This window comes from Pectobacterium nicotianae (assembly GCF_023272715.1).
Lineage (GTDB): Bacteria > Pseudomonadota > Gammaproteobacteria > Enterobacterales > Enterobacteriaceae > Pectobacterium > Pectobacterium brasiliense.
Window position 1 is genome coordinate 3,171,424 of sequence record NZ_CP096821.1, and the last position, 14,800, is coordinate 3,186,223.

12 protein-coding genes are annotated in these 14,800 nt (G+C 56.7%); 11 read left to right on the forward strand and 1 reads right to left on the reverse strand.

Annotated features, from left to right (window positions below; translation table 11 throughout):
* Positions 1-105 precede the first annotated feature (105 nt).
* From MYB54_RS14260 to MYB54_RS14280, 5 genes are all read left to right on the forward strand, one after another.
* Complete coding sequence (locus tag MYB54_RS14260; protein WP_248720942.1) at positions 106-528, forward strand: hypothetical protein; 423 nt, start codon at positions 106-108, stop codon at positions 526-528.
* Entirely contained in the window at positions 525-1,802 is a 1,278-nt protein-coding gene (locus MYB54_RS14265) for an MFS transporter (RefSeq protein ID WP_248720943.1), read from the forward strand. The genes MYB54_RS14260 and MYB54_RS14265 overlap by 4 nt, the downstream gene beginning before the upstream one ends.
* A 193-nt stretch (positions 1,803-1,995) precedes the next feature.
* Positions 1,996-4,005, forward strand: a complete 2,010-nt coding sequence (locus MYB54_RS14270; RefSeq protein ID WP_248720944.1) for a TonB-dependent siderophore receptor — start codon at positions 1,996-1,998, stop codon at positions 4,003-4,005.
* Between the two features lie 232 nt (positions 4,006-4,237).
* The gene (locus tag MYB54_RS14275) at positions 4,238-4,996 is read left to right on the forward strand and encodes a CDP-diacylglycerol diphosphatase (RefSeq protein WP_248720945.1); all 759 of its coding nucleotides are present in this window, start codon (positions 4,238-4,240) and stop codon (positions 4,994-4,996) included.
* A gap of 261 nt (positions 4,997-5,257) precedes the next feature.
* Entirely contained in the window at positions 5,258-6,196 is a 939-nt protein-coding gene (locus MYB54_RS14280; protein ID WP_039320420.1) for a LysR family transcriptional regulator, read from the forward strand.
* Between the two features lie 12 nt (positions 6,197-6,208).
* Here MYB54_RS14280 and MYB54_RS14285 read toward each other — a convergent pair whose 3' ends face one another.
* Entirely contained in the window at positions 6,209-7,345 is a 1,137-nt protein-coding gene (locus MYB54_RS14285) for an ABC transporter substrate-binding protein (protein ID WP_248720946.1), read from the reverse strand.
* A gap of 238 nt (positions 7,346-7,583) precedes the next feature.
* Between MYB54_RS14285 and MYB54_RS14290 the strand changes: the two genes are divergently transcribed.
* From MYB54_RS14290 to MYB54_RS14315, 6 genes are all read left to right on the forward strand, one after another.
* Complete coding sequence (locus tag MYB54_RS14290; RefSeq protein WP_248720947.1) at positions 7,584-9,173, forward strand: ABC transporter permease; 1,590 nt, start codon at positions 7,584-7,586, stop codon at positions 9,171-9,173.
* Positions 9,170-9,976 (forward strand): ABC transporter ATP-binding protein, encoded by an 807-nt coding sequence (locus tag MYB54_RS14295; protein ID WP_248720948.1) that lies wholly within the window; start codon positions 9,170-9,172, stop codon positions 9,974-9,976. Before MYB54_RS14290 ends, MYB54_RS14295 begins: the two co-directional genes overlap by 4 nt.
* Positions 9,977-9,992: 16 nt before the next feature.
* On the forward strand, positions 9,993-11,786 hold the full coding sequence (locus MYB54_RS14300) for an aryl-sulfate sulfotransferase (RefSeq protein ID WP_039287491.1): 1,794 nt from the start codon (positions 9,993-9,995) through the stop codon (positions 11,784-11,786).
* Between the two features lie 174 nt (positions 11,787-11,960).
* Positions 11,961-12,893 carry an Rpn family recombination-promoting nuclease/putative transposase gene (locus tag MYB54_RS14305; protein WP_248720949.1) on the forward strand — a complete coding sequence of 311 codons (933 nt, stop codon included), beginning with the start codon at positions 11,961-11,963 and terminating at the stop codon, positions 12,891-12,893.
* Positions 12,894-13,156: 263 nt separating this feature from the next.
* A complete protein-coding gene (locus tag MYB54_RS14310; RefSeq protein WP_240349905.1) occupies positions 13,157-13,930 on the forward strand; it encodes an ATP-binding cassette domain-containing protein in 774 nt (257 codons plus the stop codon).
* Entirely contained in the window at positions 13,927-14,763 is an 837-nt protein-coding gene (locus MYB54_RS14315) for an ABC transporter ATP-binding protein (protein ID WP_205591122.1), read from the forward strand. Before MYB54_RS14310 ends, MYB54_RS14315 begins: the two co-directional genes overlap by 4 nt.
* Positions 14,764-14,800 lie beyond the last annotated feature (37 nt).

Consider the following 14,800-nt stretch of genomic DNA (forward strand, 5'->3'; position numbering starts at 1 on the left):
CCAACGTCCCGTTCATCCCGATACGGGTACAAATAGACTGGATTCGGGTAGCGCCGTAACAGCGAATGATTATCATTTTCTCCATAATAAGCCGGAGAAACCGCCATGCACAATTCCATTGCAACACCACATCCTTTCCTTGATACAGACGCCTGGCCGGTGGTCTTCTTACACATGCCAGAACAGGTGCCCGACGAGGAATCTGCGGGTTATATGGCGCAGATCGCTCAGCTATATGCCGCGCAAGAACGCTTTGTACTCTGTATGACGGGGGCCGACCTGCCCCATCGCTCCCCTGTTTTTATGAATGCTTATCTTCAGTGGACGCGCGATAACGTCAGCCTGCAACAGCAATACTGTGCGGGTGCGATTCGCATCGAAAGCGACGAAGCCAAAAGACAAAAGTACGTGGAATGGGCGGAGAACTGGGCGCAGTCTGGACAGGCGCCGTATGCCTATTTTGTTGTCGCCACCTCGCTTGAAGCACAGGCACTGGCGATAATGCTGCTGGATCGCGACAAACCATGACGCACAACCCGATGACACGCTATCTGCCCTATTGGTGTTTCTACCTCCATCAGGGCATGATCACCACACTCATTATGCAAGGCGTGGCGGGCTATTTTCGCCACACGGGGTTGGATCTTGCGCAGCTAAGCTGGCTGTCGCTGACCTTTCTACCGTGGATTGCTAAATGCCTGTGGGCACCGTGGGGCGAGCGTCACGCGCTTCCTCTGCGCGGTAATCCCTATTTAGGCAGTCTGGTGCTACTCCAGATCGCGATGGCGACAACGCTGGTCATCATTGGCGTCATCCCCCCCGAGCACTCTGTCCTGACTATCGTCATTGCGCTGATGCTGCTGGCATTGCTCTCCGCCAGCCACGATATCTATGCGGACGGCATCACGATCTGCACCACCAGCGCCGCCAGTCGCGCGCTGGCGAATACCGCACAGGTCGGCGGCAGCTATCTGGGTATTCTGTTCGGCTCTTATGCGTTCCTGAGTATTGCGGAACAGGCGGGATGGCGAGGTGGCTTCTTCGCGCTGGCGGGGCTGTCGCTGTTGATGCTCATTCTGCCGCTGCGCTATATCCAGCAGTCCCCTATCCAGCACAGCCAGACTCCGGATCATCAGAGTCCGGCTCGTCAGAGTCAGCAAGCCGCACGCCCGACGCTAAATCGTCTGACGCTTAAGGCGCTCTGGCCGGTATTAGCCTTCACGGCCATTTTCTATCTGGCGATGCGCGGCATGATGGCGCTACAGACCGTCATGCTGATCGACCAACAGCTTAGCCTGAGCCAGTTGGGCATCGTCATGACCGTATACAGCACCGCCGTCAGCGGCATAGGGATTGTGCTCGCCAACGTCCTGATTCGCCGTATGGGCGCGCTGCGCTGTCTGCTGCCCGTCATGGTCGTGCACGCTCTGCTCGCCATTGTGCTAGCCGTCGGCTACCCGCTGTTTGCACTGAACATGTGGATCGTGCTCTTTGGCGTGGTCAATCTGGCCGCCGCCGTCGGGTTTGTCACGCTATACAACGTCCTGATGGGCTTAGTCAGACCGCATCAGCCCGCTTCCGACTATGCGTTGTTCCAATCGACCGATGCGGCTGTCGCCATGATCGTGTCGATTGCTGCGCTCCAGTTAGCGCATCACACAAATTACCAGACCACGCTGGGCGTGCTGGCCTGCTTCGCCGTCGCCAGCCTGTGGCCCGCCAAACGGCTATCTGTGCGGCTTTTCCGTGCGTTTTCAGAGGGAATCACTCCCGCTACAGCAAGCCAGCAGGGGCAGGATTAAGGCAGGAAAATGCGCAAGAAGTCTGCTGTATTCGGGTTGAAATAGACCCGATACGGGTAGCTCAAAAAACGCAAACGATTATCATTTAACTTTCATCACTCTCTGTCTCACACGCTTTCCGTATTGTGCTAAAGCGCGTCGTGATGAAAGCCATTACGTTGACAGCGATTTTAGTCTTTTCAGGGATTTAATAATGAAAATAATGCGTCTTTATCCGCTCGCCTTAACCGGCGTGTTTCTCTCTTCCTGCGCTTTTGCCGCTCAGGACGATACGCTTGTTGTCACCGCCAGCAAACAGTCACCCTATTCCGCCTCGGCCAATAACGTCTCTTCTACCGTCGTGACGGCACCGGAGCTGAAAGACGCTGGCGTCACCAGCACCGACAAGCTGACTCGCGTGATGCCCGGCCTGAACCTCGGGAATAACGGTAGCCTGCTGTTCCCTTCCATCTCACTGCGCGGCGTATCTTCCGCCCAGGATTTCTACAGCCCGGCGGTGACGGTCTACGTGGACGGCGTACCACAGCTCGCCACTAATACCGTGCAGGCACTCTCCGATGTGGAGAGCATCGAAATGCTGCGCGGTCCGCAGGGAACGCTGTACGGTAAAAGCGCCCAGGGCGGCATTATCAACATCGTGACTCAGCAGCCGGACAGCACGCCGCGTGGCTATGTCGAAGGCGGCGTCGCCAGCCGCGACGGCTATCACGGTAAAATCAACCTCAGCGGCCCCATTCAGGATGGCCTGCTGTATGGCAGCGTCACGCTGCTGCGTCAGGTCGATTCAGGCGCGATGACCAACCCCGCCACGGGCAGCGATAACCTTGGCGGAACAAAATCCAGCGTCGGGAATCTTCGACTCCGGTTGGCCCCCGATGATCAGCCGTGGGAAACCAGTCTGGCGCTAACGGAAGACTGCACGCGCGCCACGCAGGATACCTATCTGCCGTTTGGCGATGCCAAAAACCGGACACTGGAGATCGCCGCGGGCGCCCCCGACCCGACATTACGCCGCTGCACGCACAGCCAGTCACTGAGCGGAAAATACACCACTGATAACTGGATCTTCAGCCTGATCGGCGCATGGCAGCAGCAGAATTACGACCGCACCTTCCCGAACGGTACGCTGATTGCCGACATGCCGGAGCGCTGGAATCAGGACGTGCAGGAACTGCGAGCCGCCACGCACGGCGCAGGCCGCACGGTGGATATGGTGTTCGGCCTTTACCGGCAGAACACGCGTCAGAAACTCGATCTGACCTACATCCAGGCTGGTTCTCCGTTTATGAAAAGCAATGCCAACACATCGTCGGAGACCTTAGCCGCCTACAGCGATCTGACCTGGCATCTGACCGACCGCATCGATCTGGGCGGCGGGCTGCGCGTATCACACGATAGAGCCGAAACCCGCTACCACCAGCAGTTCTCCGGCATGAACGTGGGAGATCGCAATAGCGTCGATGACGATCAGGTGCTGGGACAGCTCTCCGCCAGCTATCTGCTGAATAATGACTGGCGTGTCTATACCCGCGTCGCGCAGGGCTACAAGCCAACGGGCTTTAACTATTCACCTGCCGCTGGCACGCAGGCCATTCCGTATAGTGCTGAGAAATCGATTAACTATGAAATCGGCTCGCGCTATCAGAGCGGCGATGTGCAGCTTCAGGGCGCAGTGTTCCACACCCACACGCGTGATATGCAGCTGTATTCCGGCCCGGTCGGTATGCAAACGCTCAGCAACGCAGGTAGTGCCGATGCCAGCGGCGTAGAGATGATGTTGAAGTGGCAGTTCGTTCCTAACTGGTCATGGGATATCAACGGCACCTATGTCCGTTCTGAATTTGCTGGCGACAGCGAGAGCTATCAGGATAAACGCGTGCCCTTCGTCCCGCGCTACGGGGCTGGCACCAGCCTGAACGGACTGATCGATACGTCATTCGGCGCGTTAATGCCGCGCCTGGCCTTCAACGTGGTAGGGCCGCACTACTTCGACGGCGACAATGCGCTACGTCAGGGCACCTACACCACCACCGACCTGCGCCTCAGTTGGCAGGCTACCGACCGAGTGAATATCGCCGGCTATGTGGATAACGTCTTCGACCGCCGCTACCGCACCTTTGGCTTCATAAGCAATGCACTTGGTTACGCACAGGTCAATGCAGGCCGAACCGTTGGCGTGGACGTGCGGGTCGACTTGTTCTGATTCCTGTCGTTTTACCGCGGTCTTTTAATCACATTACTGTGTAGGTTAAAAGGCCGCGTCATGTGCCATTCCACCACCATTCTCTCTTACAATCCGTTACCGATTAGCCTTTCTCCTTTCACCAAAGTCATATTAATGACATCGCCGCTGCCCCATACTGGCTTATCACTGATTTATCATGCCCTGTTTTTCCCCGCTACTTAGCGCTTTCTGCGCCTGCCGGAGACCCGTCATGAAACGCAACACGATCTTGATCTTCACTGTTTCTGCCATCATTTTGCTCACGGTGGCCACGGCAATAGGGTGGAAGGTTAGTCGGGGAAACAGCAATGCACTGTGGGAGATCGTCAGCGAACAATGCGTGCCTAATCAGCAACGCAATGACAATCCGGCCCCTTGTCTGGAAGTTAATCTGGCAGAGGGCTACGTGCTCTTCGATGACAGAAACGGTCCCTACCACGACCTGTTGCTCCCAACGGATAAAATCAGCGGCATCGAGAGCCCTGAACTCTTGCAGCAAAACGTACCTAATTTCTTTATGCAGGCGTGGGATCGACGCGGCCATCTTTCACGTGAAGCGGGCAAACCGATCAAAGATGACTACCTCTCACTAGCGATTAATTCACGCTATGGACGCACGCAAAACCAGCTGCATATCCACATTGCCTGCCTGCGCCCGGAAATTTATCAAACGTTGAATCAGCAATTCCCGACGCTCTCTGCCGACTGGAAAACGCTGCCGGTCAAAATCAACGGGCATACCTATCTGGCAAAAACGCTCACGGCGAACGAACTGACGCAAAGCGATCCGTTCAAAACACTCGATCGCTACGCCCAGCAGCGGGATGAATCTATCGGCAAATACGGTCTTGCGATGGTCTCCACGCCAGCAGGTGAAAAGGTACTGCTCGCCAGCGGCCTTGACGTATTCAATATGAGTCTCGGGTCCGTGGAAGAAATTCAGGATTTTTCCTGTGCGCTGGCGAAATAGCCGCTGACCGTGCCAGACAGCGGCCTGAAGGTCAATATACCCTAAATAATTCAAGTTTCAGGAAGGCGGCAAGTGAGGGAGTCCCAATGAGCTTACTCAAGTAAGTGATTCGGGTGACCGAGTGCAGCCAACGCACATGCAACTTGAAGTATGACGGGTATAGCAATCAGTTCGTTATAACTTATGACTTTTTGTTCATTGCGTTGCCAGCCGACCTCCGCCTAAAAAGTGGGGAAAATCGATATGTTAGGTAGCTGCAACATGCATCTGGATTTACGGCAATTACGCAATTTTCTTGCACTGGCCGAACATGGTAGTTTTGTACAAGCCGCAGAGGCCGTCTGCCTGTCGCAATCGGCATTCAGTCGCAGCATTCAGGCGCTGGAACAAACGATGGGGCATCCGCTTATCGACCGTCAGAGCCGCCGCTTTGCGCTGACCTGGCAGGGTAATACGCTGCTGCCGTTTGCGCGGCGTATGCAGGAGCTGTCCTGGGAATTGATGACCGACATGCGGCAAATCAGCGAGGCACAGGAAGGCGAACTGACGTTTGGCTGCGGCCCCGCACCGTCGACCACGCTGATCCCCAAAGCGGTCGCGCATTTCCATGCCCTTCGTCCACGCGCCAGAGTCACCTACAGCGTGGATAACTGGCAGTCCCTGCGTGAGCGATTGTTAGCGGATGAGTGGCCTTTTATCGTTGCCGATACCTGGCAGGCCGAAATGGAAACCAACCTCCACGTACAGCCATTAAGTCAGCAGCGCTGCTTCTTTATCTGCCACTCTTCACACCCGCTGGCGCAGCAGGCAAACGTGACGCCGGACGATCTTCTGCGCTTTCCACTCGCCTCCCCTTTTATGCCCGTTGGCATGCGCAAGGTGCTGGCGGCTTTAACGCGTCAGCCCGATTATCGGCCACAGATTCAGTGTGACCATATCTATTCCGTCTTCAGCATCCTTCGGCACACGCAGGCCATCAGCTTTGCCAGCGAGGATGGCTTTGCGCTGGGGCGATTAAGCCATCAGTTGGTAGAAATTCCGCTGACGGGCACGCCGCCGGAATGGGGAAATATGCAAACCCGCTTCGGTATTGTCACCTGTTTGCAAAGAACGCTGCCGCCGCTGGCTGAGTTGATGATCGAAAGCATACTGGCGCAGGACAGGTTGCGCTCACCGGCTCCGGCACTGCCGACCCTGTGAGCGCATTCGTGATTATTTCGTGAGATTACCATTGGCGTCATACACCGCCCAGTTTGATTCCAGCCCTTTGGCTTTCAGCGCCCTATCAACAAACTGGCCGGCAAACCAGTCGCTGGCCGAGAACGTATTGCGAATCAGCCCGGCTGCTTTTGCGCGTTCGATGCTGTCCTGCAAGCTGCTGAGCAGGAACGGGTCGAGACGCGGCGAGCTTTGGAAAGGGAGATCTTCCGCTTTCAGCTCTTCCTGAAATATCGCCTGCGGAATCTGGCTCTGTTCGGCCATTAGCGCGGTGTATTCCGGCAGGTGCTGCGCATCGCCGATCCACTGCGCATTGTCCACCAGCACATTCACCAGTTGCTGCGCCGTGCCCGGATAACGGTCGATAAAGTCCTGCGTCGCCAGCACGGCAGCCTGCGTGGTGTTCGGCCAGCCCAGCGCCCGACTGGTGGTCACAATATTGATGCCCTGCTTACGCAGCGCCAGCAGAGAGACACCGCCCCACACCGCATCCACGCGTCTGGCCGCCAGCGCCGCTTTGCCCGCCGTCCAGTCAAGATTGATCACCCGCACATCCCGCTCGTTCAGCCCGACACTTTTAATCGCCCGTTCAAACGACAGCTGATCGGCCGTCCCCTTGTAGACCGCAATCCGCTTGCCGCGTAGGTCTTCAATGCGCTGAATGCCCGATTCCGGTGTCGCCGCCAGATAAGAATTAGATCCGCGTGATCCGACCAGCACCCGCGTTGGCAGGCTACCTGAACGACCGATAATAGCCGCCAGATCGCCCAGATACACTACATCCAACTGCTTGTTTGCCAGCGCCTCATTCACCGCCGGACCCGCGCCTTTAAAGAACGACCACTGAATCTTGATACCTTGCGGTTCAAATTCTTTCTCCAACTGCTGGCGAATATGCGCCAGCCCCAGCGGCCCGCGGATAAAAGGCTTGCTGCCTGCACTCTGATCCGGCAAACCAATGCGAATCTCCGTCGGTTTCTGTGCATCCTGCGGGGCGGCGTCGTTTGCCTGAACGGTAGAAACGAGCGCAGCCCCCATCAGCAAAGCAGCACTTAACACCTTCATCCCCCTGCGCCAGCGGGAAGATGCCGTTATCGGCGAGGCAGTGATCAACAGGGTGGTTTGTTGCATACGGTTTTCCTTAATCATTCGTTTCATCTGCCATGAAAACTAACGAACCGTCGGCGTCAGGCTTAAATAACATTTACAAGTTTGTTCAGCGGAAAAAAGCATAAATCAGGGCTGGCGGGCTCGGGCTACGCATATGCATTTATTGCACGGCGACCATCGCTTTATTGCATTGGCGTTCAACGTCGAAACCTGTTTTTTATTCCCTATTCATCCAACTGCGATGGTTTTCGGGAATAAAATGAATAAGTCGATACCGCTGAAAAAAACCGCGATCGTCTGGCCTGCACTGCCGATAGCACGAGCCTATTCTCTTGTCGTGCCACTCATCGTACCGCTGGCGCTGTTGGCCCTGTGGTATATCAGCACCCACTACGGTTGGATGCCCGCTCAGATTCTCCCGGCTCCCGATGTCGTCGCTAAAACTGCCGTCGAACTCTGGCACAACGATCTCCTGCCGCAGCTCTTTATCAGCCTGCAACGGTTGGCGAGCGGCCTGCTGGCAGGCATTCTGGTGGGAACGCTGCTTGGTGCGCTGATGGGCGCCTCGCGCCGCGCCGAACACCTGCTGCACCCGACGGTATACGCGCTGGCACAAATCCCAACGCTGGGCTGGATCCCGCTGTTTATGGTGCTGTTCGGGATTGATGACGGTTTAAAACTCGCGGTCATCATCAAGGCCGTGATTATCCCTGTGACGCTGCATACGCAAACGGGCGTGCGCAACGTGCCGCATGCGCTACAGGAAGTCGCTCGCACTCTGCGCCTGCCGTGGCATCAACGCCTCATCAAATTAACACTGCCCGCCGCGCTCCCCACCTGGTTAACCGGCTTACGGCTGGCGCTCTCGCAGGCGTGGGTATCGCTGATTGTGGTCGAACTGCTGGCGTCATCTCAGGGCATTGGCTACCTGCTGGTATGGGGACGTCAGCTGTTTCAGTTGGATATTGTATTTGTCTGCATCGCCGTGATTGGGCTGGCGGGGCTGACGATGGAGTGGGCAATCAATCAGTTGGAGCGTCGTCTGGTCTACTGGCCACACCCGCCGCTCAGTCGCTTAACTACCGCACCATCTCGCCGTTTATCCGCGCTGGTTTTACCCTTCCTGCTTCTGCTGCTCTGGCAACAGGCCAGCCGTTTTGGCTGGATCGATCCGCTGCTGCTGCCACCGCCCGCTGATGTGTGGCACATGCTGCTGCAAGGCGTCCGTGACGGTTCGCTCACCGAGGCGATGCAGGCTAGCCTGACCCGTGCGCTTGCTGGTGCAGTATGCGGCATTATCGCAGGGCTCGTGTGCGGTGTGCTGCTGGGGCTGAATGCCACCAGCGATGCCCTCTTTACGCCCACGGTCGCGACGCTGCGCCAGATCGCGCTGTTTGCCTGGCTGCCGCTGCTGACCGCCTGGGTTGGCAACGACGACGTCGGGAAAATCACGTTTGTCGCGCTGGCTTCTTTCTTCCCCATGCTGGTGGCCAGCCATCGCGGTATCCGCCAGCGTTCTCAGGCTTTACAGGAAGTCGCACAGGTATTGCAGCTCCGTCTCGCAACCCGACTGCGGGTGCTGATCCTGCCGGGTGCCGCACCCGCAATCTTCGCCGGTTTACGTCTGTCGCTGATTTACGCCTGGCTTGGCACCATCGGTGCGGAATACTTCATGTCATCCGGCACCGGAATCGGCAGCCTGATGATCAACGCCCAACAGCTGCTGGATATGCCCCTGATTATCAGCGGCATGCTGTTGATTGGATTAACGGGCGCGGTGCTCGACCGCGTCGGATTAGGTCTGGAACAGCGGATGACGCGCTGGCGTTCCGCAGGAGAAATCGCATGACGTCCACAACTATTGACGCACCGCCACCGGTGGTGCAGTTCGATCGGCTTCGTAAACAGTTTCGCGTACAGGGCGAGGCGTTAACGGTGATTGAGGATTTTTCCCTGTCGATCCACAGCGGTGAACTGGTGGCGATTGTCGGCAGCAGCGGCTGCGGCAAATCCACGCTCTTGCGTATGCTGGTCGGTCTGGACAACGACTATCAGGGTCGCGTGCTGGTCGAAGGGAAAACCGTGCGCGGCATCGGGCGTGAGCGCGGCATGGTGTTTCAGGAACCGCGCCTGTTTCCGTGGCTGACGGTGCGACAAAACATCGCGCTCGGGCTGGCGAATGAAGCCATCGACGACAAAGAACGGAAGCGCCTGATCGACCACTTTATTCAACTCGTGCATTTGCAGGATTTTGCCGATGCCTTGCCCGCCCAGCTTTCCGGCGGCATGGCACAGCGTGTGGCTATCGCACGCGGGCTCGTCGCCAATCCACGCATTCTGATGCTGGACGAGCCTTTTGGCGCACTGGATGCGTTGACCCGTCAGCAGATGCAACAGGAGCTGCGCCGCATTCATCAGGCGGAAGGCACCACCACGCTGCTGGTCACGCACGACGTCGAGGAAGCCGTCTATCTCGCCGATCGCGTCGTCGTGCTGGCCCCGCGACCGGGCCGTATCCGCCAGATTGCGACAATTTCGCTGCCGCATCCGCGCCAGCGCGACAGTCAGGCCTTTCACCAGCAGTGCAGCGAGTTGCTCGCCTTGCTGACGCAGCCTGCCGATACGGCAGCCCTCTCTTCTCTGAACACGTAAATACTGGAGCACCATTATGGGACACCCTTCCGTCTACCCAACCGGCACAACGATTTACAACCCGGAAAAAGCCTGGGGCGGCTACACCGTCTTTCAGGCACTGGAACGTGGCGCGGTACTGGTGGATATGAACGGCACCGAACTGCGCCTGTGGGAAGGCCTGCACGGCTTCCCCAATAAAATCCTGCCCGGCGGTTACATTCTCGGGCACAGCGGCGAACGCGACTCGCGCTACGGCATGCAGGACATGGTCGACCTGATTCAGGTGGACTGGGACGGCAACGTCGTGTGGAAATTCAACGGCTATGAGCACATTACCGATCCCGATCTTCCGCCTGAATGGATGGCGCGCGTCCATCATGACTACCAGCGCAGCGGCAATCCGGTCGGCTATTATGCACCGGGACAAGAGCCGCAGTCGATCGGCGGCAACACGCTACTGCTGGCGCATACCAACCTGCACAATGAACGCATTAGCGACAAACTGCTGCTCGACGACACCATCATCGAAGTGGACTGGGAGGGCAACATCTTGTGGGAATGGCGTTGCAGCGACCATTTCGACGAGCTGGGTTTTGACGACGATGCGAAAACCGCACTGTACAACAATCCTAACCTGCGCAAAAGCGGCGGCGGCATGGGCGACTGGATGCACATCAACTCCATGTCGGCACTCGGCCCCAATCCGTGGTTCGATCAGGGCGATACCCGTTTTCACCCGGATAACATCATCTGGGACGCCCGCGAATCCAACATAATCGCCATCATCGACAAGCAAAGCGGCAATATCGTCTGGCAGCTTGGCCCCAACTACAACACACCTGAACTCAAACACATCGGCTGGATTATCGGCCAGCATCACGCGCATATGATCCCCGCAGGCTTGCCGGGCGCGGGCAATATTCTGGTGTTTGATAACGGTGGCTGGGCAGGCTACGGCGCGCCCAATCCGGCATCAGCCGACGGCGTGAAAAACGCCTGGCGTGACTATTCCCGCGTGCTGGAAATCAATCCGATAACGCTGGATATTGTCTGGCGCTATTCACCGTACGAAGCGGGCATCCCGCACCCGACCGACGCCTTCCGTTTTTACAGCCCGTACATCAGCAATATCCAACGTCTGCCGAACGGTAATACACTGATCAACGAAGGGGCCAACGGCCGACTCTTTGAAGTCACCGTCGATCACGAAATTGTCTGGGAGTTTATTTCCCCCTACTGGGGAAAAACGGTGAACACTAACATGTTGTATCGCGCCTACCGCGTGCCCTACGAGTGGGTGCCACAGCTGCCGCGTCCACAGGAAACTCCGGTGATTGCTCCCGACAACACCCAGCTACGTCAACCCGGTGCCGCCGCCCCCGGCTTCGCTAGCGTGGTTCGTATCGACGGCACGCGCCCCTACAAAAAGAGCGGCGATGCCCTGTGCGTCGCGACCGACAGCGAAGACCTCAAACGCAGCCCGAAACTCTTTGCCGTCAACCGTGAGCGCTTTGCTCCACTGACCGCCGACGACTGGTCTGAACTGGCAGCCCAACGTGGCCCACAGCTGTTATTGGTCGGCGCAGAGCGCTGTGTCCACTGCAAGAGCCTTTATCGCCAGTTGGAAACGATTCTGGATAACGAGGAATACCGCGACTTGCGGAGCCATTATCTGGATGCCGATCATCACATTACCCTCGCGGAGCAATTGGCGGTCAGGACGCTACCGACCCTGCTATGGCTCATCAATGGTGAAGAACAGGCTCGCCTGAGCGGCGCACAGCAGCCCGAACGCCTGCGCCAGTGGCTAACCGAGCAACAGATTTAACTCTCACACCTTGAACGCGATCTCGCTCCCAGTGAGATCGCGTCGTTACTTTCATTTCTCACTTTTCTTGCGTACATCCTTCCATATCGACGCAGTCGTCCTCCGCGCTTCTTCCCTGCCCGTATCCGCTTCTTTTACCCTTGCTTATAGATTATTCAGGGACGGAAAAACAGCATGGCCGCGCATGATGCGATTTTTAAACAGTTTCTCAGCGATCCAGCCGTCGCAAAGGATTTCTTCGCCATTCATCTGCCAGAGGAAATCAGGAATATCTGCGATTTCAGCTCGCTACAACTGCAATCGGCCTCTTTTGTTGACGAGGAACTACGTGCAAGAATATCGGATATGCTGTATTCAATTCAGACCACTGCAGGGCAAGGCTATATCTATTGTGTGATTGAACATCAGAGTCGCCCAGAAAAACTGATGCCATTTCGCCTGCTGCGCTACGCGCTGGCTGCTATGCAACAGCACCTCTCTCAAGGTCACGACACGTTGCCGCTCGTCGTTCCTTTACTGTTTTATCACGGCCAGCGTAGCCCTTATCCCTATACGCTGCGTTGGCTCGACGGTTTTAGCGACGCTATTCAGGCAGAAAAGCTCTACAATTCATCCTTTCCTTTGATTGACCTAACGGTAATCCAAGATGAGGAAATCAAGACGCATCGCCGCGTAGCGCTACTGGAGTTAGTACAAAAACACATTCGCACGCGAGATATGCTGGAACTGGCGCAGGATATCGGGCTATTATTTGAGCGCTGGCAGGTACCGCTCCCGCAAAAAAGAGCGATTCTGTTTTACATCGCGCGGAGCGGCAATACATCAAGGCCGGCAGAGTTTATTGAGGCAATCGCGCAGTCTCTGTCAACGGATCGGGAGGCGATCATGACCATCGCACAGCAGCTTGAGAAAATCGGGTTTGAAAAAGGCATCAAGCATGGCATGCAGCAGGGGATACAACATGGCATAGAGCAAGGTATGAAAGCCAGTGCTCGAAACATTGCTCGTCAGCTTCTGCTTAGCGGCATGGAACCTGCTCAAATTTGTCAGATTACTCAGTTAAGCGCGGCAGAACTGGCAGAGCTTGTTGACTCATCGAATGAGTAGGCTCTAAAAATACAACGCCACGAGATAGTCCGCGCTTCCCTACGGTTTATTCTTTACCCCCCTCTATTTAATCATCGACGCGGTCGACTAAGACGGCGTCTCTGCGCCAATTTATACGCGCTGGATCACATTTCCTTTGCATCACTTCGTCGTAATTTGTTATGTTATTACATATCGATTTACACTGACCCTATACGTTATCCATGATTAACCGGAACAGACACACAAACGCCATTCTTCAGGTAGAAAACCTGGGCCTGTCTATGGGCGGTGAAACCAAAGTCAGCGATATCAGCTTTACGCTGTTCGCGGGTGAACGTGTCTGTTTACTCGGTGCGTCCGGTTCTGGTAAATCCCTCACCGCCAAAGCCGTCATCGGCACGCCGCCGTCAGGCTGCCAGGTTCGCGGCAGTATTCGGGTGAATGGCGAAGAGGTCGGTCAGTTGAAAGCGCTGGCACGCCCACCAGTTAGCCGCGTCTCTGCGGTGTTCCAGGACTCAGCAACGGCGCTCAATCCCCTCATGCCGTTGGGAAAACAGCTGTCACTGGCGTTGAAAACCACCTCTTCCGCTGAACTTTCTGCGCTTCTGGCTGCTATGAAACTGGATGATATTCCCAACCTGTTGCAACGCTATCCTGCCGAACTGTCCGGCGGTCAGCGTCAGCGCATTTGCATTACCCTTGCGTTGCTCGGCAAAACGCGCCTGCTGGTAGCAGATGAACCCACAACCGCGCTCGATGTCATGACCCAGCAGCAGGTATTGCAGGTTTTACAGGAACGTAGCACGCAGCCGGATGCTCCCGCTCTGCTGTTTATTACGCATGATATCGCCGTTGCCGCCCAACTCTGCCAGCGTGGTCTGGTGATGGAAAACGGGCGAGTCATTGAATCTGGCAGTATGCAGCAATTACTGAATGCACCACAGCAGTCCTATACCCGTAGTCTGGTCGCTGCCGCTCGTCGCGCTGACACGCTTTTATCTGACACCTTGTTATCCGACAGGATGTTACCCGCTGCCGGAGCACTCGCCGGATGAGCCACCACCTGCATGCGGTTCCCTCACCGTTTTTAAGTCTTGAGCACGTTAGCCGCTATCGCCAGACTTCACGTTTGCCGTGGCACAAGGCCGATCCTGCCAGTGTGATTTTTCACGACCTGTCGCTGAACCTGCAACAGCACGAACGCGTCGGGCTGGTTGGTGCGTCCGGCTGTGGTAAATCCACATTACTGAAGACCCTGCTCGCGCTTGAAGCGCCGGAGCGTGGCGCGGTGTACTGCGACGGCAACCTGATTACGCCCGGTTCGGTGCGTTCGCTGCTCTGGTATCGCCGCCGCGTTCAGTACATTCCGCAGGATCCGGCAGGCTCGCTCGCGCCGCGTCAGCGCGTCGCCGATCTCCTCATCGAGCCGTTGAAGCGACTCCGCCCCGATGAGGTCCGTCATGCTAATCGAAATCATTCTGCCCGCCTGGGCGACGTCATGGATCAGGTAGGACTGAGCGTCACGCTTCTGGATAAGGTCGCCGGGCAGCTTTCCGGAGGACAGGCACAGCGCGTGGCGCTGGCACGAGCGCTGATCGTTCGACCCGAGTTTTTATTGGCAGACGAGCCCGTCAGCGGCCTGGACTTACCGCTACGTGAACAAATTAAAGCCCTGCTTCAACAGGTTACCGAACAAAATAAGATGGGCTTGCTGATGGTCTCGCACGACATTTCTATGCTCGCCGGGCTGTGCGACAGAATGCTGGTCATGGACGACGGACGCATTATTGAAGATCGCCCCACAGCCGAGGTGCTGGCTTCGCCGCAGCAGGCGCACACCGCCCGTCTGTTGCAGGCCGTTCCCGCCCTATCGACGTCGGGCTATTAGCTCGCTGAAAACGCGCTTTTTACCATAAAATATCGCA

Coding starts and splice junctions, on each gene's coding strand:
- MYB54_RS14260 (WP_248720942.1), top strand. CDS start 106: ATGCACAATTCCATTGCAACACCACATCCTTTCCTTGATACAGACGCC.
- MYB54_RS14265 (WP_248720943.1), top strand. CDS start 525: ATGACGCACAACCCGATGACACGCTATCTGCCCTATTGGTGTTTCTAC.
- MYB54_RS14270 (WP_248720944.1), top strand. CDS start 1,996: ATGAAAATAATGCGTCTTTATCCGCTCGCCTTAACCGGCGTGTTTCTC.
- MYB54_RS14275 (WP_248720945.1), top strand. CDS start 4,238: ATGAAACGCAACACGATCTTGATCTTCACTGTTTCTGCCATCATTTTG.
- MYB54_RS14280 (WP_039320420.1), top strand. CDS start 5,258: ATGCATCTGGATTTACGGCAATTACGCAATTTTCTTGCACTGGCCGAA.
- MYB54_RS14285 (WP_248720946.1), bottom strand. CDS start 7,345: ATGCAACAAACCACCCTGTTGATCACTGCCTCGCCGATAACGGCATCT.
- MYB54_RS14290 (WP_248720947.1), top strand. CDS start 7,584: ATGAATAAGTCGATACCGCTGAAAAAAACCGCGATCGTCTGGCCTGCA.
- MYB54_RS14295 (WP_248720948.1), top strand. CDS start 9,170: ATGACGTCCACAACTATTGACGCACCGCCACCGGTGGTGCAGTTCGAT.
- MYB54_RS14300 (WP_039287491.1), top strand. CDS start 9,993: ATGGGACACCCTTCCGTCTACCCAACCGGCACAACGATTTACAACCCG.
- MYB54_RS14305 (WP_248720949.1), top strand. CDS start 11,961: ATGGCCGCGCATGATGCGATTTTTAAACAGTTTCTCAGCGATCCAGCC.
- MYB54_RS14310 (WP_240349905.1), top strand. CDS start 13,157: ATGGGCGGTGAAACCAAAGTCAGCGATATCAGCTTTACGCTGTTCGCG.
- MYB54_RS14315 (WP_205591122.1), top strand. CDS start 13,927: ATGAGCCACCACCTGCATGCGGTTCCCTCACCGTTTTTAAGTCTTGAG.